21 protein-coding genes are annotated in these 20,154 nt (G+C 56.8%); 3 read left to right on the top strand and 18 right to left on the bottom strand.

The features are described 5' to 3' along the window. Positions 1 to 79 precede the first annotated feature (79 nt). Both AC6ROY_RS05385 and rnhB read right to left on the bottom strand, forming a co-directional pair. The gene (locus AC6ROY_RS05385; RefSeq protein WP_500099043.1) at positions 80 to 502 is read right to left on the bottom strand and encodes a RidA family protein; all 423 of its coding nucleotides are present in this window, start codon (positions 500 to 502) and stop codon (positions 80 to 82) included. A gap of 23 nt (positions 503 to 525) precedes the next feature. Then, entirely contained in the window at positions 526 to 1,149 is a 624-nt protein-coding gene (gene rnhB, locus AC6ROY_RS05380; protein WP_500099041.1) for a ribonuclease HII, read from the bottom strand. 179 nt (positions 1,150 to 1,328) lie between these two features. On the opposite strand from rnhB, the gene AC6ROY_RS05375 reads away from it, so the two are divergent. Genes AC6ROY_RS05375 through AC6ROY_RS05365 form a run of 3 tightly spaced genes read left to right on the top strand, consistent with a single transcriptional unit; the run spans position 1,329 to position 4,879 of the window. Beyond that, positions 1,329 to 2,666, top strand: a complete 1,338-nt coding sequence (locus tag AC6ROY_RS05375; protein ID WP_500099040.1) for a spore germination protein — start codon at positions 1,329 to 1,331, stop codon at positions 2,664 to 2,666. An 18-nt stretch (positions 2,667 to 2,684) separates the two neighbouring features. Further along, positions 2,685 to 3,776: a GerAB/ArcD/ProY family transporter gene (locus AC6ROY_RS05370; RefSeq protein ID WP_500099038.1), complete on the top strand. Its 1,092-nt coding sequence runs from the start codon at positions 2,685 to 2,687 to the stop codon at positions 3,774 to 3,776. After that, entirely contained in the window at positions 3,776 to 4,879 is a 1,104-nt protein-coding gene (locus AC6ROY_RS05365) for a Ger(x)C family spore germination protein (RefSeq protein WP_500099275.1), read from the top strand. Before AC6ROY_RS05370 ends, AC6ROY_RS05365 begins: the two co-directional genes overlap by 1 nt. A 72-nt stretch (positions 4,880 to 4,951) precedes the next feature. Here AC6ROY_RS05365 and ylqF read toward each other — a convergent pair whose 3' ends face one another. The 16 genes from ylqF to fabD all read right to left on the bottom strand — a co-directional run bounded on the left by ylqF (position 4,952) and on the right by fabD (position 20,102). Next, positions 4,952 to 5,851 (bottom strand): ribosome biogenesis GTPase YlqF, encoded by a 900-nt coding sequence (gene ylqF / locus AC6ROY_RS05360; protein ID WP_500099036.1) that lies wholly within the window; start codon positions 5,849 to 5,851, stop codon positions 4,952 to 4,954. Between the two features lie 51 nt (positions 5,852 to 5,902). After that, positions 5,903 to 6,493, bottom strand: coding sequence for a signal peptidase I (lepB, locus tag AC6ROY_RS05355; RefSeq protein ID WP_500099034.1), 591 nt, complete (start codon positions 6,491 to 6,493; stop codon positions 5,903 to 5,905). Between the two features lie 76 nt (positions 6,494 to 6,569). Beyond that, entirely contained in the window at positions 6,570 to 6,911 is a 342-nt protein-coding gene (gene rplS / locus AC6ROY_RS05350; RefSeq protein WP_500099033.1) for a 50S ribosomal protein L19, read from the bottom strand. A 161-nt stretch (positions 6,912 to 7,072) separates the two neighbouring features. Continuing rightward, positions 7,073 to 7,843 (bottom strand): tRNA (guanosine(37)-N1)-methyltransferase TrmD, encoded by a 771-nt coding sequence (gene trmD, locus AC6ROY_RS05345; RefSeq protein WP_500099031.1) that lies wholly within the window; start codon positions 7,841 to 7,843, stop codon positions 7,073 to 7,075. Beyond that, positions 7,840 to 8,364 carry a ribosome maturation factor RimM gene (rimM, locus tag AC6ROY_RS05340; protein WP_500099030.1) on the bottom strand — a complete coding sequence of 175 codons (525 nt, stop codon included), beginning with the start codon at positions 8,362 to 8,364 and terminating at the stop codon, positions 7,840 to 7,842. Before rimM ends, trmD begins: the two co-directional genes overlap by 4 nt. A 69-nt stretch (positions 8,365 to 8,433) precedes the next feature. Then, positions 8,434 to 8,664, bottom strand: coding sequence for a KH domain-containing protein (locus AC6ROY_RS05335; protein WP_500099029.1), 231 nt, complete (start codon positions 8,662 to 8,664; stop codon positions 8,434 to 8,436). Between the two features lie 29 nt (positions 8,665 to 8,693). Beyond that, on the bottom strand, positions 8,694 to 8,966 hold the full coding sequence (gene rpsP / locus AC6ROY_RS05330) for a 30S ribosomal protein S16 (protein ID WP_500099027.1): 273 nt from the start codon (positions 8,964 to 8,966) through the stop codon (positions 8,694 to 8,696). A 52-nt stretch (positions 8,967 to 9,018) separates the two neighbouring features. Next, positions 9,019 to 10,386: a signal recognition particle protein gene (ffh, locus tag AC6ROY_RS05325; RefSeq protein WP_500099026.1), complete on the bottom strand. Its 1,368-nt coding sequence runs from the start codon at positions 10,384 to 10,386 to the stop codon at positions 9,019 to 9,021. Between the two features lie 29 nt (positions 10,387 to 10,415). Next, complete coding sequence (locus AC6ROY_RS05320; protein ID WP_500099025.1) at positions 10,416 to 10,766, bottom strand: putative DNA-binding protein; 351 nt, start codon at positions 10,764 to 10,766, stop codon at positions 10,416 to 10,418. 189 nt (positions 10,767 to 10,955) lie between these two features. Beyond that, positions 10,956 to 11,951 (bottom strand): signal recognition particle-docking protein FtsY, encoded by a 996-nt coding sequence (ftsY, locus tag AC6ROY_RS05315; protein WP_500099024.1) that lies wholly within the window; start codon positions 11,949 to 11,951, stop codon positions 10,956 to 10,958. A gap of 48 nt (positions 11,952 to 11,999) precedes the next feature. Next, complete coding sequence (gene smc / locus AC6ROY_RS05310) at positions 12,000 to 15,575, bottom strand: chromosome segregation protein SMC (protein WP_500099023.1); 3,576 nt, start codon at positions 15,573 to 15,575, stop codon at positions 12,000 to 12,002. A 163-nt stretch (positions 15,576 to 15,738) separates the two neighbouring features. Then, positions 15,739 to 16,443 (bottom strand): ribonuclease III, encoded by a 705-nt coding sequence (gene rnc, locus AC6ROY_RS05305; RefSeq protein WP_500099021.1) that lies wholly within the window; start codon positions 16,441 to 16,443, stop codon positions 15,739 to 15,741. A 100-nt stretch (positions 16,444 to 16,543) separates the two neighbouring features. After that, positions 16,544 to 17,782: a beta-ketoacyl-ACP synthase II gene (gene fabF / locus AC6ROY_RS05300; RefSeq protein WP_500099274.1), complete on the bottom strand. Its 1,239-nt coding sequence runs from the start codon at positions 17,780 to 17,782 to the stop codon at positions 16,544 to 16,546. Between the two features lie 147 nt (positions 17,783 to 17,929). Beyond that, positions 17,930 to 18,166: an acyl carrier protein gene (locus AC6ROY_RS05295; RefSeq protein WP_500099020.1), complete on the bottom strand. Its 237-nt coding sequence runs from the start codon at positions 18,164 to 18,166 to the stop codon at positions 17,930 to 17,932. 189 nt (positions 18,167 to 18,355) lie between these two features. Continuing rightward, entirely contained in the window at positions 18,356 to 19,096 is a 741-nt protein-coding gene (gene fabG / locus AC6ROY_RS05290; protein WP_500099018.1) for a 3-oxoacyl-[acyl-carrier-protein] reductase, read from the bottom strand. 64 nt (positions 19,097 to 19,160) lie between these two features. Continuing rightward, on the bottom strand, positions 19,161 to 20,102 hold the full coding sequence (fabD, locus tag AC6ROY_RS05285; protein ID WP_500099017.1) for an ACP S-malonyltransferase: 942 nt from the start codon (positions 20,100 to 20,102) through the stop codon (positions 19,161 to 19,163). Between the last annotated feature and the right edge of the window lie 52 nt (positions 20,103 to 20,154).

Here is a 20,154-nt window from a genome sequence, read left to right as displayed (position 1 = left end):
TTCGCCTTTTTCCGCTTCATACTCATGCTATAGGCTGAACGAGCTGCATTAGTTATATCGGCATCTCCAGCCCTTATTTTCACCGATTCAGATTCCGATTCTGATTCTGTTCACGTTCCTCCACAATAGCCTGCACTTCAATTTCCACCAGCAGCTCCGGATCAATCAACGCTTTCACCTCAACCATCGTAGCGACCGGCCGGATGTGTTGGAAAAACTGTCCGTGCGCCTTGCCGATGTCTTCCCATTGACTGATATCAGTGACGAACATCCGGGTTCTGACGACATCCGCCATGCTGGCTCCCACCTGAACCAACGCCGCTTCAATCTGCTCTAAAATATGTATCGTCTGCGTATAAGCGCTGCCCTTTCCGACAACTTCGCCATCCTTCATGGCTGTTGTGCCGGCCACCTCTACGACATTTCCGATGCGAATAGCCCGACTGTAGCCGACAATCGGCTCCCATGGCGAACCTGTTGAAACTTTAATCCGTTCTGACATCGCCTTCAGCTCCTTTTCGGTCGTTAGAACAGCACCTGCTGCTCCAGCTCCGCCACAATATTGCGTAAAAATAAACGCCGATGCAGCGGCGTCGGCCCAAGCTCGACGATCCGCTCCCGGTGGACGCGGGTTGCATATCCCTTATGTGCCGCGATCTCATAACCAGGATATAACCGTTCCCAATCTAGACACATTCGGTCACGCGTCACCTTCGCGATAATGGAAGCGGCAGCAATCGACTGGCTCAGCGCATCCCCTTGAATAATTGCCAGCTGCTCCACGTCCGAGTCGATTTTCTCTGCATCGACCAGCAGCATGTCCGGACGGACGGACAGCGTGTCCACGGCCTGCTTCATCGCCATGCGCGCCGCCTGCTTGATGTTAATCTGCTCGATCGTCGCTACATCAGCAATGCCGACACTAACCGCCAGCGCCTGCTCCGTAATGTGATCGTACAGCGCCTCCCGTTTTTTCACGCTCAGCTGCTTCGAATCATGGACGCCTTCCAGCACAAGCCCCGGCGGCAGGATGACGGCGGCGGCAACCACATCCCCGAACAAACAGCCCCGGCCAACCTCATCGACACCGGCGATCCTGCTTTTCCCCTGCTCCCAATAGCTGCGTTCATAGCTTAAATTATCACGCATTGACATTCGCTCCCGGTTTTAGCCTTTCTTCCATTATAGCGCACAGCCGCCTGAACTGACCACTCCTCTCCCGGCAGATTCAGGCGTTCTTTACCTCTTTCCTTTGCATAGTCACAGGGGCAGGCACACATACTAGGGAAATCTGTCCAGCCTATCACAAGGATCGGAGGTACATTCCTGTGAACGTGGATAATCCGCAGGCAACCGAACAATGGAACGAGCTGATTCAACTGCTCGGCTCGCCAGCCGACCTCGTCCATAACGAGATGCACAGCAACGGCTTCTCCGTACAGCTGCTTTATTTCAGCTCGATCTGTGATGAACAGAAAATTCATGATCTGCTGTTTGCCCATTTTTTCCAGGCTGCGGACTCCGGGCAATTTACCGACTATTTACGGGCTATGGCTGGCCCTGTATTTCCGCAGATGCAAGGCACAGTGGCCCAGCAAGTGCTGAATGGAGCCGTTGCGGTTCAGTTCGGAGCCTTGTATGTTATCGACTGCCGGAAGCCTAACTACGCCGAGCCGTTGGAAGCAAGCATCGAAAAGGTGATCCAGGGGCCGCAGCATGCATTCAGCGAAAATTTGCTGACCAATATCAGTCTGCTGCGCAATCGGTACCCGCAAGCCTCCTTGAGCATCGAGCTGCACCAGATCGGGCGGCTCACCCAAACGCCGATTACACTCGTATACGACCGTGAGCAAACCCCGCCGGAAACGCTGCGGCAAACCCGGCAAGCGCTCAGTTCGGTGCAGATTGACTCCTTGCAAGGGCTTGGGCAGCTGCAAACCCATATGACACGCGCCAAGCGCTCCTTGTTTCCAACCGTGATGATTACCGAACGACCTGATCGGGCGGCTTACAATCTGGCCCAGGGCAAAATCGCCCTGCTGGACCAGGGCTCTCCGTTTGCACTGCTTGTGCCTGCTGTTTTTTATGATTTTATGTCCTCGATGGAGGACTTGTACCATTCGTATTGGATCAGCCGGTTTTTACTGGGACTCCGGTATATCGGATTGATGATCAGCTTGACGCTCCCGGCTCTGTATGTCGGAGTGACCGCCTTTAATCCCGAGCTATTCCGTGTTCAGCTTGCTTTGTCGATCGCAGGCAGCCGTGTCAGCGTGCCGTATCCCGCTTTTCTGGAAGTGCTGTTTATGCTGCTGATGATGGAGCTGTTAACCGAAGCCAGCGTACGGCTGCCCAAAACGATCGGGTCCACCGCTACGACGGTAGGCGGGCTGATTTTGGGGCAAGCTGCGACCGAAGCCGGACTTGTTTCAAATATTATGATCATCATCGTAGCGGCAGTGGCGATTTCCAACTTTGTTATTCCGGTTAACGGAATGAGCTTCGCCATGCGTGTCGTCAAATACATCATATTGGGACTGACGATTTTTTTCGGCTTGATCGGACTGATGTTAGGCATGCTGGGGCTGCTCGCCTATCTCGTTCATCTGGATAGCTTCGGCCAGCCTTACTTTCGCGTGTTTTCCAAACCGCCCAAAGCGCGTTAAGAGGGGAGGGACCGCCGCATGAGCGTGTTTTACAGCTTGTTTTTTATCAACATGCTTGTACAGGTCATCGTATTTGTTCCGACAATGCTGATTGACGAACGCTTTGAGGGCGCTATGATGGCCATAGGGATCGGGATCGGAATCGGAACCGCGCTGCTTGTTTTATTTGTGCGGTCCATGAACGCTTTCCCTGGACAGACGCTGCCCGACCTGCTCTCACGGGCTCCCCGCTGGGTTCAGCTGCCGCTGCTTTTGCTCCCAAGCCTGACTTGGTTTACCGCCGGGTTGATTTCCTTGCTGGCGATCAACAATCTGACAATCCGCTTCATCAATACCAGCTTTCAAGGAACGGCCATGATGCTTGTGCTGGCTATCTTTATCGTGTGGGTGATGCTGTTTCTGGAGACGGCGCAAATTTTGGCGCTGGCTGTTTTTGTGCTGGTACTTAACGTGCCATTGATCAGCCTTATCTTCTACCAGGCGATCCGTAATGAATATTTAATGTGGTCATCCGTCCTGGAGGTTGGCACCTACTGGGCCGTATGGCCGTCGTACAAGGCGATTGCCGCTGCGACATTTATTTTTACAGGGTATTCCAACCTCGTTATCTTTAATAAACTGATCAAGAAACCGATTCCTTTAAAAAAGCTGTGGCCTGTTCCGCTGCTCGCTCTGCTTAATCTGCTGACCTCGGTGATGATTCCAATCGGGCTGCACGGAGCGGACGGCGTTCAGGACTACACGTTCCCTTGGATTGTGACGGCCGATTCCCTGCAAATCCAATATGGTCCGGTCGAACGGCTGATTTCAATTTTTTTGTTGCTGTATGTGACCATTTCGATGGTCAGCATTATGATTCATTGGCATGTCGCACACCAGCTGTTTATGGCCGTATGTAAGGACATGATCCGCAAGCCGCGCAGCAAAGCCTTCTTCAAGTACGGCACGCTGCTTGCTTTTGTAGCGGTCAGCTATGTGGCGGAAGACCTGACCCGGGAACGGGATATCTTTCACCTCGCCGAGGGCTGGATGATGCTGCGGCTCCCGGCCGAGATTTCTCTAGTGATGACCCTTGTCTTCATGGCCCGAAGAAGGAGGAGAAGAACGTGATGCGTGCCCGTGCGCTGCCCGGCGTGATGTTGCTCTGCTGCCTGCTTTTGCTTGCAGCCGGCTGCGGCTACAAAGATATCGACAAGCGTTTTTTTGTCGTCGCCATCGGGCTGGACAAAGCCGAGACGCCCGGCAACCGGATTCGGGTGCTGCTCAAGCTGGCTGTGCCCTCGGCCAATTCACGTGTCGGCAACTCGTCCTTCACGATCGTGCAGGAGGAAGGCGATTCGATCGCCGAGGCTGTCCGGCTCATGAAATCGCATGTGGACAAGGAGCTGGATTTCAGCCATGCTAAGCTGATCGTGATCGGAGATGCGATGTCGACCTCCAACGTGCGTGAATGGATTGACTGGTTCATCCGGCGGCGGGACATTCAGATGATCGCCTGGATGGGCGTCGGCAAGCCCGATGCCGCAGCGATTCTGAATACAAGCCCGGCATCGGAGCGGCTGCCCGCCAATTCTCTATTCGTCACCTTCGGTGAAACAGGCACTGAAACGTCCTATATCGTCTCCGAGCATTTATTCGACTTTCGCAAACGGCTGTATGAACGCGGACTTGATCCGATTTTGCCGATTATTCAGCGCTCTCCTGATAAAAAGCTGTTTTATATTAATCAAGCCGCTGTATTTAATAAAAACAAACGACAGTTGGAGCTTTCTCCGGAAAATACGCTGCTGTTCAACATGATGTCCAACCGCGCGGAGCGCTCTCAGGTTCAGGTCCTTACCCGCAAAAACCGGTTTTATGTCGATATCGACGTCGCACGCACGCACTATGAGTTCAGCCAAACGAGCTCCGTCAAGCCGCGTATTGGCGTCAAAATGAAGCTGGAGGGCGCGATTGAGGAAGCCGAAACTCCGGTAAACCTTGAGCAGCTTGATGTGTACAAGCAGGAAACCGCGGCAGCTGTGCAAAAGAAGGCGCTCCATCTGCTTAAGCTGCTGCAGCAAGCCGAGCTTGACCCGCTTGGACTGGGACTGATGTACCGGGCTCGCAGCTTTAACCGGGAGGATTGGAGCGAGTGGCAGGCTCTCTACGCGACAGCCGAATTTGACATCCACGTCGATGTGACGATCCAGGGAACCGGCAACCTGCGTTAAAACACAAAAAAGCCGTCAAAGGACGGCTCTCTTCTCAGGGAGAACCGTTCCTTGAAGGCTTTTACAGGTGGTTTAACGCGTTGCATCCGGCGCTTGCCCGATAGCTGCTTCCTCCGGCTGCTCGATGCTGATTCGCCCGAGCTTGCCTGCGCGCAGCTCTCGCAAGATGGCCAACGATGCCTTGTCCAGATCGACGCGGCCTCCGCTGACCAGCGCCCCCCGCTTGCGTCCGATCTCTTCCATCAGCGCGACAACTTGCTCCGTATCCGCCGGATCTCTCGGCAGCTCCTGAATGCCAAAACGCTCAACCAGCGCCTGCGGGTAATGGCCGACCAAATACCGCATGGCAAACAAAGCAATTTCGGCGGTATTTAAAATTTCTTCCTTAATGGCTCCCGTAGCCGCCAGCCGGAAGCCGACCGTCTGATCCTCAAACTTAGGCCACAAAATACCCGGTGTATCCAGCAGCTCCATTTCACTGCCGATTTTGATCCACTGCTGTCCTTTCGTTACCCCCGGCTTGTCGCCGGTTGCGGCTATTTTACGGCCAGCCATTTTGTTAATTAGCGTGGACTTGCCGACATTCGGAATGCCGACGATCAGCCCGCGCAGCGAGCGCGGCTTCATGCCTTTGCGCACCTGAGCTTCGATTTTGGCTGTCAGCAGCTGCTTGCTGCGCTGAATGATCTCACGCGTCGGGTTGCCCCCGGCAGCGTCAATAGGCAGCGCCTGCAAGCCGCGATCCGCAAAATAAGCGATCCAGCGCTTTGTCGCCTCCGGATCGGCAAGATCGCTTTTGTTCAGCAGCACGAGCCGGGGCTTCTGCTGCAAAATCTCGTCAATCATCGGATTGCGGCTCGACAACGGAATACGTGCGTCCAGCAGCTCAATCGCCAAATCAATCAGCTTCAGCTTGTCTTGAATTTGCCTGCGGGCCCTTGTCATATGGCCCGGAAACCATTGAATGGTCATGTGAAGGGGTCACCTCGCCTCTATAGACTTTCAGCCTGAATCCACGGCAAATCAGTGGATCAGGCTGATTTTATCGAGCGGCCAATAAATGACGTCCGCCCTTCCTACAATTTTTCCAAACGGTACAAAGCCTACGCGGCTGTCCCGGCTATCCATACTGTTCGAGCGATTATCGCCCATCGCAAACAAATTGCCCTCCGGCACCGTCTGCTCGGCAAAATTGCTCATCCGGTTGTAAGGAACGCCTTTTTTCGCGGCCTCCTCCAGCACCGATTGCAAATAGGTTTCATTTATTTGCGTGCCATTGACGAATACTTTATCGCCTTCGACCCGCACTTTATCACCCGGCAGCGCAATCACGCGTTTAATGTAATCCCGCCCGTCCGGGGCATGGAACACCACAACGTCGCCGGCCTTCGGCGGTGCAAACTTATATAAAAACTTGTTGACGATCATTTTTTCACCGGTATAAAAATTCGGCTCCATGGACGGCCCCTCCACGACAAACGGGGAAGCAACCAGCCAGCGGACCAGGACCACAAGCACGGCGGCAATCAGCAGCGCCTTCGCCCATTCCCAAACCTCATTTTTAACCTTATTGGCTTGTTTTACGGATTGCTGCTGCTCTTGCTCCTGCTCCATCAGCTTCCTACCCTTCCGCCAAGGTTACTAGAAGAAAACGAACAGGGGCTTGTTAACCAAGCCCCCGGTGTTCATCTTATCGGATTTCTTGAATTCTTGCTGCTTTACCGCGAAGACCGCGCAGATAGTAGAGCTTCGCGCGACGAACTTTACCGCGGCGAGCTACTTCAATCTTGTCGATTTTCGGAGTATTCAGCGGGAATGTTCTCTCAACGCCAACACCGTAAGAAATTTTTCTTACTGTGAACGTTTCGCTGATTCCACCGCCGCGACGTTTAATTACAACGCCTTCAAACAGCTGAATACGCTCGCGCGTTCCCTCGATAACCTTAACGTACACCTTCAGCGTGTCGCCAGGACGAAAGCTAGGAATATCGCTGCGAAGCTGTTCCTTCGTAATTTCTTGAATCAAACTCATGAATGTTTCCTCCTTCCACACAGGTGTTCATGCCGTTCTCGGATGACTGATACATGGCGTATACGCGCAGAGGACCACCGTATTCGTGGCAATTGCCACAACAGGATTCATCATAGCATATCTCGCATCGAAATACAACTTGTAATTTTGGGCCCCTGCCCCTAATTTGGCTGCTCGCGCTTGAACTCATCCAGCCACTTGCGGTCCTGCTTGGTCAGCTCCATATGCTCCAGCAGGTCCGGGCGCTTCGTCCATGTCCGGTACAGCGATTGCCGCCGCCGCCATTGATCAATATGCGCATGATTGCCGGAAATGAGCACCTCAGGCACGTCCCACTCACGGAATTTCGCCGGGCGCGTGTAATGCGGATACTCCAGCAGCCCCGTGCTGAAGGAATCCGTTACCGCCGACGTTTCATTGCCCAGCACGCCCGGCAGCAGCCGGACAACGCTGTCGATCACAACCATCGCCGGCAGCTCGCCGCCCGTCAGCACATAATCGCCAATCGACAGCTCGTCCGTGACCAGATGCTCGCGAATACGCTCATCGTAGCCCTCATAGTGGCCGCAAATAAAGACTAGATGCTGCTCGCGGGACAACTCCTCCGCTTTGCGCTGGGAAAACGGCTCGCCCTGCGGACACATCAGAATTACCCGCGGCTTAGGCTGCTGCGCAGATTGCGACGCCTCTCCGACCGCGGCAGCTTCGACCGTCGCCTCCACCGCCGCGAAAATCGGCTCCGCCTTCAGCACCATGCCTCCGCCTCCGCCATACGGGTAGTCATCCACCGTATTATGCTTGTTGTTCGCATAGTCGCGAAAGTTGACGGTGTTCAGCTCCACGAGCCCTTTATCACGCGCCTTGCCCAAAATACTCGCCTGGAACACGCCGTCAAACATCGCCGGGAATAACGTAAGCACATCAACTTTCATAGATCTAGCAGGCCTTCCATCAGCCTGACGGTGACCTTCTTCTCCGGGATGCTGACCCCCAGCACCACTTCGTCGATATACGGAAGGAGCAGCTCCTTGCCCTTCGGACGCTTCACGACCCAGACATCGTTAGCGCCAGGCGACAAAATTTCCTTGATCTCGCCCAGCTCCTCGCCTTCCTCCGTCCATACCGTACAGCCGATAATTTCATGGTAATAAAATTCATCCGGCTCCAGCTCGGACAAATATTGCTCCTCCACCTTGAGCAGCCAGCCCTTGTATTTCTCCACTTCATTAATGTTTCCGAAGCCCTGGAACCGGATAATAAACATCTGTTTATGCTCACGCGCCGATTCGATGGTCACCGGAAGCTTCGTCCCCGACACCGGATCAACAAATACCAGCTTGCTGTTTTTGGCGAAGCGCTCCTCCGGGAAATCCGTCTCGGAGACGATTTTCAGCTCGCCCCGAATGCCATGGGTATTGACGATTTTGCCGACCGTATACAGCTTGTCGCTCATTTTGCCTGCATGCCCCCTTTGACAAATAGAAAAGAGTTAGGAAGCATCTCCTAACCCTCATCTTTTCCATTATGATACGATCTCAACCGAAACCCGTTTCGATTCTTTCACTGCAGCCGACGTGACGACCGTGCGAAGCGCTTTGGCAATCCGTCCCTGCTTGCCGATCACCTTGCCCACGTCGGACGGGTGAACGGACAGCTCGAACGTCAGGCTGCGGTCATCCTCCACAATCTTCACGCGTACTTCTTCTGGATGATCAACGAGCGCCCTGGCAATTACAGATACAAGATCTTTCACCTGAGTTGGACCCTCCTCAATCTCACAGCTTACTTCTGCAGTTTGGATTCGTGGAATTTCTTCAGAATGCCAGCTTTGCTGAACAGACTGCGAACCGTATCGGAAGCTTGCGCGCCAGTTTGCAGCCATTTCAGAGCTTTCTCTTCATCAATCGCTACAATGGCTGGTTGCGCAACCGGATTGTAAGTACCGATTTCTTCGATGAAGCGGCCATCACGCGGGGAACGGGAGTCCGAAACCACAACGCGGTAGAAAGGAGCTTTGTGAGCGCCCATACGCTTAAGACGAATGCGAGTTGCCATGTTAAAAATTCACCTCCCTAGTAAGATAAACAGCCTAATTGCCTAGCCTGATCTAGAATGGAAACTTCATGCCGCGGCCCATCTTTTTGAGCTGCTTCATCTGTTTGGAACCCTTCGGCCCCATCATGCCGGAAAATTGCTTCATCATCTTGCGCATATCGTCGAACTGCTTGATGAAACGGTTCACGTCCTGCACCGAGTTGCCGCTGCCGGCAGCCAGACGCTTGCGGCGGCTTGGCGTCAGCAGATCGGGATTTTGCCGCTCTTCCTTAGTCATCGACTTCACAATCGCCGCCACACGCGACATTTGCTTGTCGTCTACCTTGACATCCTTCATGCCCTTGATCTTGCCTGCGCCGGGCAGCATATCGAGAATCTGGTCCAACGGCCCAAGCTTCTTCACCTGCTCCATCTGATCAAGGAAGTCATCGAACGTGAACTCCGCCTGGCGCAGCTTGCGTTCCATTTCCTTCGCCTTATCGGCATCAATCCCGGCCTGCGCCTTCTCAATCAGCGTCAGCATGTCGCCCATGCCGAGAATCCGCGATGCCATCCGCTCCGGATGGAACGGCTCCAGCGCATCCATCTTCTCGCCCATCGCCGCAAACTTGATCGGGCAGCCGGTAACGGCCTTGACCGACAACGCAGCGCCGCCGCGCGTATCGCCGTCGAGCTTCGTCAGCACGACGCCCGTCAGCTCCAGCTGCTTGTGGAAGCTTTCCGCAACATTTACCGCATCCTGACCGGTCATCGCATCTACGACGAGCAAAATTTCATCCGGTGAAACTGCCGCAACGATCTGCTTCAGCTCTTCCATCAGGTTTTCGTCAATATGTAAGCGGCCCGCCGTGTCAATGATCAAGTAATCATGATGCTGATCCTTCGCCTGCTGCAGCGCCTGCTTGGCAATTTCGACCGGGCTGACCTTGTCGCCCAAGGAAAATACCGGAATTTTGAGCTGCTCGCCAAGCACCTGCAGCTGCTTGATCGCAGCCGGCCGGTAAATATCGGCGGCAGCCAGCAGCGGACGATGATTTTGCTGCTGCAGCATCTTCGCCAGCTTTCCGGTCGTCGTCGTTTTACCTGCGCCCTGCAAGCCGGCCATCATAATGACCGTCGGCGGCTTGTTCGCTTTTGCCAGCTTGCTGTTCGTGCCGCCCATCAACGCGGTCAGCTCTTTATTTACAATATCGACCACGATCATGCCTGGCGTAAAGCTTTGCAGCACTTCCTGGCCGATCGCGCGTTCCTTGACCTTTGCTACAAATTCCTTGACGACCTTGAAGTTAACATCCGCTTCGAGCAAGGCCAGACGCACCTCGCGAAGCGCCTCATTCACATCGTCTTCCGTCAGCTTCCCTTTGCCTCTCAGCTTGCTGAACACGCTCTGAAGCCGGCTCGATAATCCTTCGAATGCCATCCGTCGTCACCACCTTCAAGGGAATGTTTTTATTCAATAGCCTGCAGCCCGTCCGACAGCTTGAGCAGCGCTTCGCGTTGCCCGTCCGGCAGCCGGGAGGCCAGCTCGCTCAGGTCGAGCAGCAGCCGCTGCCGCTGTTCATGCTTCTCAAACAGCCTGAGCTTGGCTTCGTATTCCTCAAGCACCGCCTCGGCCCGCTTGATATGCTCGTACACCGCCTGGCGGCTAATATGAAATTCCGCTGCAATTTCACCCAGCGAATAATCGTCATGAAAGTAATGCTTCATAAATACTTGCTGCTTCTCCGTCAACAGCCGCTCGTAGAAGTCAAACAGCAGGTTAATCCGGGTCGTTTTGTGGAGGACGCTCTCTTCAGCCAATCGCGTGGCCCCCTTTGTTAAGGTTATTCCCTTGACACCTAAGCAACATGACCTATCATACTGAAAGACAGACCCGTTGTCAAGTATTTCTCCTTGTCAACAGTCCATCGGTTATCAGCCCCGCCAGCCGCGGCTCCTCCACCCCTCACTCGCGCGATCCCCGGTTACTCCTAGCCTGCTAGCCTGCGCTCAGTCCTGCTCCTGCCTGTCGGCATCCGCGACCCATTTGTTGAACAGCGCATGCACGAATTGGTCCGAGTCAAACTTCTGCAGGTCGTCCATCTTCTCGCCCAGCCCGACAAATTTGACCGGCAGCTTCAGCTCCTGACGGATCGCAACAACGATGCCGCCCTTGGCCGTGCCGTCGAGCTTGGTCAGCACCAGCCCGGTCAAGCCGGACTTCTCGTCGAACAGCTTCGCCTGCATCAGCGCATTTTGACCGGTTGTCGCGTCAAGCACCAGCAGCACCTCATGCGGAGCCTCCGGCACTTCCCGGCGAATGACGCGGAAAATTTTGTTCAGCTCCTCCATCAGATTGACCTTGTTCTGCAGCCGGCCGGCCGTGTCGCACAGCAGCACATCGGCTCCGCGCGCCTTGGCCGCCTGCAGGGCGTCAAACATGACGGCCGCCGGATCGGAGCCGGCCTGCTGCTTGATCACGTCAACCCCGACGCGGCGTCCCCATTCCTCCAGCTGCTCAATGGCACCGGCTCGGAACGTATCGCCTGCCGCCATCAGCACCTTTTTTCCCTCCGACTTGAGCTGGTGCGCCAGCTTGCCGATCGTCGTCGTCTTGCCGACGCCGTTCACGCCGACGAACAAAATGACCGTCAAGCCGCTATCCGCCATATGCAGACCCGTCTGTTCGTCGCCCTTGAGCAGCGCAATAATTTTCTCCGATAAAATCGGCTGCAGCTCGCTCGGGCTTTCGATTTTGCGCTTGCGCACCTCGGCCCGCAGCTCCTCGATCAGCTTGAGTACGGTGTTAACGCCAACATCGGCCCCGATCAAAATTTCTTCAAGCTCCTCGTAAAATTCCTCATCAATTTTTTTCCGCCGGGAAAATAAATCGTCTACGCGTTCGATAAACACGTCTCTTGTTTTCGCAAGCCCTTCCTTGAACTTGCTCGTCACCGCTTCCGCTTTAGAAGCGATACTTTCCTTCAGCCGTTTGAAAAAACTCACTCGGTATCCTCCGCTTTCTGCTTGAAATTCACTTGACCTTCCATTCCGCTATCCTGCTTCCATCACAGCCTCATCCTCAGCCAGACGGACCGACACCAACTTGGAGACGCCGCCTTCCTCCATCGTTACGCCGTACAGCACATCGGCTTCCTCCATCGTGCCTTTACGATGCGTCACCACGATAAATTGCGTCTCCCCGGCGAATTCACGCAAATATTCGGCAAACCGCGTCACATTCGCCTCATCCAGCGCCGCCTCGACCTCATCCAGCACGCAAAACGGCACCGGCTTGACGCGAAGAATTGAAAACAGCAGCGCAATCGCCGTCAACGCCCGCTCGCCGCCCGACAGCAGCTGCAAATTTTGCAGCTTTTTGCCCGGTGGCTGCGCGACGATCTCAATTCCCGTGTCCAGCAGGCTGTCCGGCTCCGACAAAATGAGATCCGCCCGGCCGCCGCCGAACAGCTTGCCGAATACGACGGCGAAGTGCGAACGGATCGCGTCAAACGTCGTGCGGAACCGTTTCGACATCTCCTCGTCCATATCGCGGATCACCCCATACAGCGCCGACTTCGCCTCAACAAGATCGTTTTTCTGCTCTGACAAAAACTGAAAACGCTCATTGACCCGCTGGTATTCCTCGATCGCACCTACGTTGACATCGCCGAGAATCGAAATTTCCCGCTTCAGATCACGGACCAGATTTTGCGTGCCCAGCACGTCGTCCGGCACCGGATAACGGTCCTTCGCCCGCTCGTAGGTCAGCTCATAATCCTCCAGCAGCTTCCGCAGCAGGTTTTCCAGCTCGACATCGAGCCGGTTCACCTTCACCTCGGTTTGCCTTAGCTGCTCCTCCAGGCTGCGCAGCTGGTTGCGCTGGTCGCGGGTTTTATTTTCCTCCGCCTCCAGCTTGGCCTGCCAAGCCGCGCGCTCCGCACGCTTCACATCCAGCTCTTCAGCCGCCTGCTGCTTTTTCGCCTTCAGCTCATTCAGCTGCTCCAGCTGGCGGATCGTCTCCTGATCATGATGCTCCATATCGTATTCCAGCTGGCGCAGCGCGCCCCGGCTGCTTTCCAGCTCCCGCCGGCTCGCCGCCAGCTCGCCGACCAGCCGCCGCTCCATCTCCTGCAGCGACTGCTTCACCTGCGATTGCGAGGCGACCTGCACCTTCAGGTCGGTCAGCTGCGACTGCAGCTCCTCCTTGGCGGACTCGCTCGCCTTGCGGCGCAGCTCGGCTTCGCGGATCGCCTGCTGCAAGGCCGCTTCCTCGCCCGCCAGCCGCTCCAGCGCGGCCAGCGCAGCAGTTCGGCGACGCTGCAGGTCGCCGCGCTCGGCGCTCATCGACTCATCGTCCGCGCCGTACAGCGCGAGCTGCTCCGCGACCTGGCGCGATTCATGCGCCAGCGGCTCCAGCGAGGCGCGAATTTGCTGCTCCTCGATGCGCCGGGCTTCGCCCAGCTCACGCAGCTCGTCAAGCTGCCTGCCCGCGTCGCCAATCTCGCGGCGCATCGTGTCCGCCTGCGTCCGGCATGCGGCGAGCTGCTGCTGCGAGACGGCGATTTCCTTCTCCATCTCCTCGATCTGCCGTTGACGGCTGAGCAGGCTCGTCGTTTTCCGCTGCTGGCTGCCCCCGGTCATCGAGCCGCCCGGATTGACGACATCGCCCTCCAGCGTGACGACGCGGTAGCGGTACTGGATGCGGGCGGCGATTTTATTCGCCACCTCCAGCGACTCGGCGATGACGACATTACCGAGCAGACTGCCGATAATTTGCCGATAACGGTCGTCAAACTGTACCAGATCGACGGCGATGCCGACGAACCCGTCCATGCTTTCGATGCCCCGCTGCTCGCTTTCGGGAATCGAACGCGCGCGGATGACATCCAGCGGCAGAAACGTCGCACGGCCGAGCTGACGGCGCTTGAGGAAGCCGATCGCTTCGCGCCCGTGCGACTCGCTCTGGACGACGACATGCTGCAGCGCGCCGCCAAGCGCCGTTTCCACCGCCGTTTCCACATGCGCGGGCACCTTGACCAGCTCGGCCACCGCGCCGTGAATGCCGCGCAAATCGGCGCGATCCTTCGCCTTCAGCACCTCCTTGACGCCATGCATGAAGCCGTCGTAGTCATTCGCCATTTCATGCATCGTATCCCGCCGGGAAACAAGCGCATCCAGCTTTTGTTCCCATTTGCGGACAGCCGCCTGCGCCTCCTCAGACAACGTCTGCTTGTCGCGGACGCCCTGGCTCAGCTCCGTGTAGCGATCACGCGCCTCCTGGATACCGATAACCGCCTTCTCAAGCCGTTTCTCCAGCGCCGCCTTGCGGGCCGCAATGCTTTCCTGCTGGTCGCGCCACTTGCGGTTTTCGTCGCTCAGCCGATCCAGCCTGCGGCCCAGCGCTTCCAATTGCTGCTCCGCATACCGGGCTTCGTTGCGCGCATTGGCAGTCTGATTCAGCACCTCCAGCAGCTCGCCCTTGAGGTTGTCCTCCTCGGCGCTGCTGATGCCGCCCGTCACGCCAAGCAGCCGGTCTTCCTCCGCCTGCAGCTGATCTTGCACGACAGCAAGACCTTCCGCAACCACGTTCAGCTTGGCCCGCGCCTCCTCCAGCTCGCTCTGCTTGTCCGCCTTGCGCGCCTCCAGCTGATGCTGGCTGCTTTCAAGCTGTGCGCGATTGGCCGCGTAATTACGCTTGCGTTCCTTCAGCACCTCGCCTTGGCCTTCGCATTTCTCGAATTCCTCACTGATCTGCAGCAGCCTGGCCTGCAGCCCTTCGAGCGCTTCCTCCTTGCGGCGCAGCTCCAGCCGGTCTGACTCCAGCTGAGCGTCATGAGCGCTGACAAATTCGGACAGCTCCTCCTGAGACGCATGAAGCCGGTCCAGCTGCTTGTTCGTTTCCTGCCAGGTCGCATGCAGCTGCTCGATCTGGTACACGTACATCGCGATTTCGCTGGACTTCAGCTCTTCCTTCAATTGCTTGAAGCGGATCGCCTTCTCCGCCTGCATACGCAGCGGATCAAGCTGGTCCTCCAGCTCGGAAACGAGATCGTAAATGCGCAGCAGGTTTTGCTCGGTGTCCTGCAGCTTTTTCTCCGTTTCCTTCTTGCGGGATTTATATTTCACGATACCCGAAGCTTCCTCGAAAATGCCCCGGCGCTCCTCGGATTTCGTACTCAAAATTTCCTCAATCCGGCCTTGCCCGATAATCGAGTAAGCTTCCTTCCCGATACCGGTATCCATAAACAGCTCGGTAATATCTTTCAGCCGGCAGGACTGCTTATTGATCAAATATTCGCTTTCACCGCTGCGATGCACCCGTCTTGTGACGGTAACCTCCTGGTACTCCAGCGGCAGCGACTGGCTCGCATTGTCCAGCGTCAGGGAAACCTCTCCATAGTTGACTGCCTTTCGCGCGTCACTTCCGGCGAAAATAACATCCTGCATATTGCCGCCGCGCAAGCTGCGTGCGCTCTGCTCCCCCAGCACCCAGCGGATGCCGTCGGAGATGTTGCTTTTCCCGCTGCCGTTCGGACCGACAACCGCCGTAATGCCTTGAACAAACTCCAGCTCGGTACGGTCGGCGAACGACTTGAAACCCGACAGCTCTATGCGCTTCAAAAACAAGTTGACTCACCTCTTACCGCTATTGTATCATATCCGCCTGTCCGCGAGTTCACAAAGAAGCGGCGGCCAATGGCCACCGCCTGCTGCGTTTGCTTCACTTGATCCGTCCATGCCGGTTGCTTCCTCCGCGCGCATGCTCAATCAGATCGCGTCAGCGCCTGATTTAAGACTTCGCGGTCCGTACCTTGAGCGTTTCCAAAGCACGCGCTGCCGCATGCTGCTCCGCCTCTTTTTTCGAGCGCCCCGCCCCTTGGCCAAGCCGCTGCTCGTACAAGTACACCTCGGCGATAAACTCGCGCTCATGCGCCGGGCCGCGCTCATCTACAATTTTATACTCCAGCGGCCCCATATTATGCTGCTGCGTATGCTCCTGCAGCAGCGTCTTGAAGTCAGCGGTCAGCAGCCGTCCCTGCTTCGGCAGCAGCGGGAACATATGCTTGCCGAGAAACGTCCGGACGACCTCCAGCCCCTGATCCAGATACAAGGCGCCGATAAACGATTCAAATACGTCAGCCAACAACGCCGGTCGTGTCCGGCCGCCGGTCAGCTCCTCGCCTTTGCCTAGCAGCACGTACAAGCCGAATTGGAGCTGCTCGGCAAAACCGACAAGCGACGGTTCGCATACGATGGAGGCTCTCAGCTTGGTAAGCTCGCCTTCCGAGCGATCCGGGTATTGATTGTACAAAAACTCGGACACCGTCAGCTCCAGGACAGCATCGCCTAGAAATTCCAGCCGCTCGTTGTCCTTGTGATGGCCCATCCGGTGCTCATTGACATAAGAGGAATGGGTAAACGCTTGTCTGAGCAGCTCCGGATTACGGAACGGCAGCGACAAGTCGGCTTGCAGTTGCTTGAGATTGCGATGCATGACAATCACCTTCATCTGGACGCATACATTCAGGGGAGACAGCGCTCCCCCGAACCGTTGCGTAGGGTAGTCTGGGCTTGCAGGCGGCTCGCCGCCTGCACTAAGCCTCGTATTTCTTCAAAATAATCGTCGCATTATGTCCGCCGAAGCCGAACGAGTTCGACATCGCCACGTTCAAATTCGCTTCACGCGGCGTATTCGGCACATAATCGAGATCGCATTCCGGGTCCTGGTTTACCAGGTTGATCGTTGGCGGGATGATCCCGTTTTTTAGCGCCAGCGCACAAATCAGCGCCTCCACGCCGCCGGCGGCGCCGAGCAAATGGCCGGTCATCGACTTCGTCGAGCTGACTGCCAGCTTGTACGCATGCTCGCCGAACGCCTTCTTGATCGCCGTCGTCTCGGAGCGGTCGCCGACTGGGGTCGAGGTGCCATGCGCATTGATATAATCAATCGCCTCGAACGGAATACCGGCATCCTTGACCGCCTTCACCATACAGCGCGCTGCGCCGTCCGGGTCCGGGTCTGTCATATGATGCGCGTCGCCGCTCATGCCGTAGCCGATAATTTCGCCGTAAATGCGGGCTCCGCGCTGCTGCGCGTGCTCCAGCGACTCGATGATCAAAATGCCTGCGCCTTCGCCCATCACAAAGCCGTCGCGATCCGTATCAAACGGCCGGCTCGCCTGCTCCGGCTCGTCGTTGCGCGTAGACATCGCACGCAGCGCGCAAAAGCCGGCTACGCCCGTCGGGCTGATCGTGGCCTCCGCGCCGCCGCAGATCATCACATCCGCGTCGCCGCGCAAAATCGTTTTGTAAGCGTCGCCGATCGAATGCGTCCCGGTCGCGCACGCCGTGACCGCCGTGCTGTTTGGCCCCTTCGCTCCGGTAATCATCGAAATCTGGCCGGCGCCCATATTGGCGATCATCATCGGGATGAAAAACGGACTGACGCGCTTGGGGCCTTTCTCCAGCAAAATCTTGTGCTGCTCCTCCCAGGTTGACAGTCCGCCGATGCCGGAGCCGACATAGACGCCGACACGTTCGGGGTCCGTTTGCTCCCGGATATCCAGGTTCGCATCCTTGAGCGCGTTAAGCGTAGCTGCGACGGCGAACTGGACGAACCGGTCCATCCGGCGCGCTTCCTTCTTGTCCACAAAATTTTCGATGACGAAGTCCTTCACCTCAGCGGCAATCCGCGTCGGGTACTCGCTAACGTCAAAGGATTCAATCAGACTGACGCCTGACTTGCCTGCAAGCAAATTCGACCAGAACGTTTCCACTTCTTGGCCGATGGCGGACATCACGCCAAGACCGGTAATTACAACTCTTTGCTTCACTTGATACCCACCTCTATACGTTACGGCTTGCGCAGCCTTGTCTCGGCGCTGGGCGCCGCCCGCTGCTTCCGCCAGAATATACTGCTCAACTTGACCGGACATGGAGATAAGTCCCGTCACATAACAGCATAACGGGACTTATACGGCTTACGTATGAGATTTTTTTATGTACTCAACTACTTGACCTACAGTAGCGATTTTCTCTGCGTCTTCATCAGAGATTTCCATATCAAACTCATCTTCAAGTTCCATAACCAATTCGACAACATCGAGAGAATCGGCTCCCAAATCATCTTTAAACGATGCTTCCAGGGTCACTTCCGCCTCATCGACGCCAAGACGGTCTACTACGATCCGCTTTACGCGATCTACAACGTCGGACATCCGGTTCACCTCCTCTAGGGTATTATACTGAACTTATAGACAAAATGCCAGAGCAAGGTTGCCGGGCGAAAAAAAAGTTGTCCGCAGCGCTCAGGGCGGGTTCCGAACAAGCTCCGGACACGCTCTCAGACTGCTTCCATGCGGGGCCTTGCGCCCAAGAGACCCCCGCTAATTTGCCCGGCGCGCCCGCTACATATACATCCCGCCGTCGATATGAATCGTCTGGCCGGTCATGTAGGCGGCGTCCTCGCTTGCAAGGAACCGTACCGCCTTGGCAATATCGCCGGGCTGTCCGAGCCGCGCCAGCGGAATTTGCTTGAGCAGCCCGTCGCGCAATTCCTCCGACAGCTTGTCGGTCATATCCGTCTCGATAAAGCCCGGCGCAACGCAATTGACCGTAATGCCGCGCGAAGCCAGCTCCTTGGCCGCTGCCTTGGTCATGCCGATGACGCCGGCCTTCGCCGCCACGTAGTTGACCTGCCCCGGATTGCCGAGCGCTCCGACGACCGACGAGATGTTGATGATCCGCCCCGAGCGCTGCTTCATCATCGGACGGGTGGCCGCCTTCACGCAGTTGAACACACCCTTGAGATTGGTCTCGATCACCTGGTCAAACTCGTCTTCCTTCATCCGCATAATCAGGTTATCGCGGGTAATGCCTGCATTGTTGACCAAAATGTCAATACGGCCAAACGCTTCCAGCACCTGCTTGAACATATCCTCGACTTCCTGCACCGAGCCAACATTGGCCTGCACCTTGAAGGAACGGCGTCCTTCCGCCTCAACGAGACTGACCGTTTCCGCCGCGGCGGCCTCGCTGCCTGCATAGTTCACAACGACGTCGGCTCCCGCCTCGGCCAGCGCAACCGCAATCGCCCGGCCGATGCCGCGCGACGCGCCCGTCACAAGCGCTACTTTCCCCGTAAGCATCGTGTTTATAGTCCTCCTTCAGCGGGCTGAGCCCGCTAGTTTTCGTTCGTTTCGGTAAGACGGCTTACGCGCTCGGGAGCTGGAACTGCTCCAGCGCCTCCAGACTGTTGATGGAATACACCTTGACGCCGCGGTCGATTTTCTTAATCAGACCGGCCAGTACGGCGCCGCTGCCGAACTCGATAAACGTATCGACGCCTTCAGCGATCAGCCACGCGACGCTATCCTCCCACAGCACGGACGCGTGTACCTGCTCCACGAGCTGGCTGCGGATGTCCTCCGGCTCCTGCACAGGCCGAGCGCTCACATTCGCCACAACCGGCACGCCGGCGCGGCTCATCGCGACCTCCTGCAGCACGGCCGCCAGCCGCTCGGAAGCAGGGCGCATCAGCGAGGAGTGAAACGGTCCGCTAACCTCCAGCGGGATGACTCGTTTCGCGCCGGCGGCCTCCTTGCCCTGCCGGACGATCGCCTGCACACCCTCCACGCTGCCGGAGACGACAATTTGCCCCGGACAGTTCAGGTTAGCCAGCTCGACCGGATGGCCGCCCGCGCTGATCGCCGCGCACAGCGCCCGCAAAGGCTCGCGGTCCGCCCCAAGCACCGCCGCCATCGCGCCTTGACCGCTCGGCACCGCCGCTTCCATAAATTCGCCCCGCGCCCGGACCGTCCGGACCGCGTCGGCAAAGCTGAGCACGCCAGCCGCTACCAGCGCGCTGTATTCGCCCAGGCTGTGCCCGGCGACATAATCCGGCTGCAAGCCGTGCTTCGCCTGAAACCGCTCCAAATAAGCGATGCTCGTCGTCAGCAGCGCAGGCTGCGTGTTCGCGGTCGCCTTCAGCTCCTCCTCCGGCCCCTCCAAAATAATGCGGCTGAGCGCAAAGCCAAGCGCTTCGTCCGCCTCGTCATAACGGCGCTTGGCCGCCGGGTCCGCTTCTACCAGCTCGCGGCCCATGCCGACGGCCTGAGCGCCTTGTCCCGGAAATACAAATGCCAATTTCCCCATCTTCCCTGTCAACCTCCTGCAAGCTGTAACTGCCCGTGCTGTGTTTTCTGCG

The sequence above is a fragment of the Paenibacillus sp. sg306046 genome, assembly GCF_059821225.1.
Note: the sequence above shows the minus strand (reverse complement) of the source record. Positions and strands in the feature narration are given on the sequence as shown.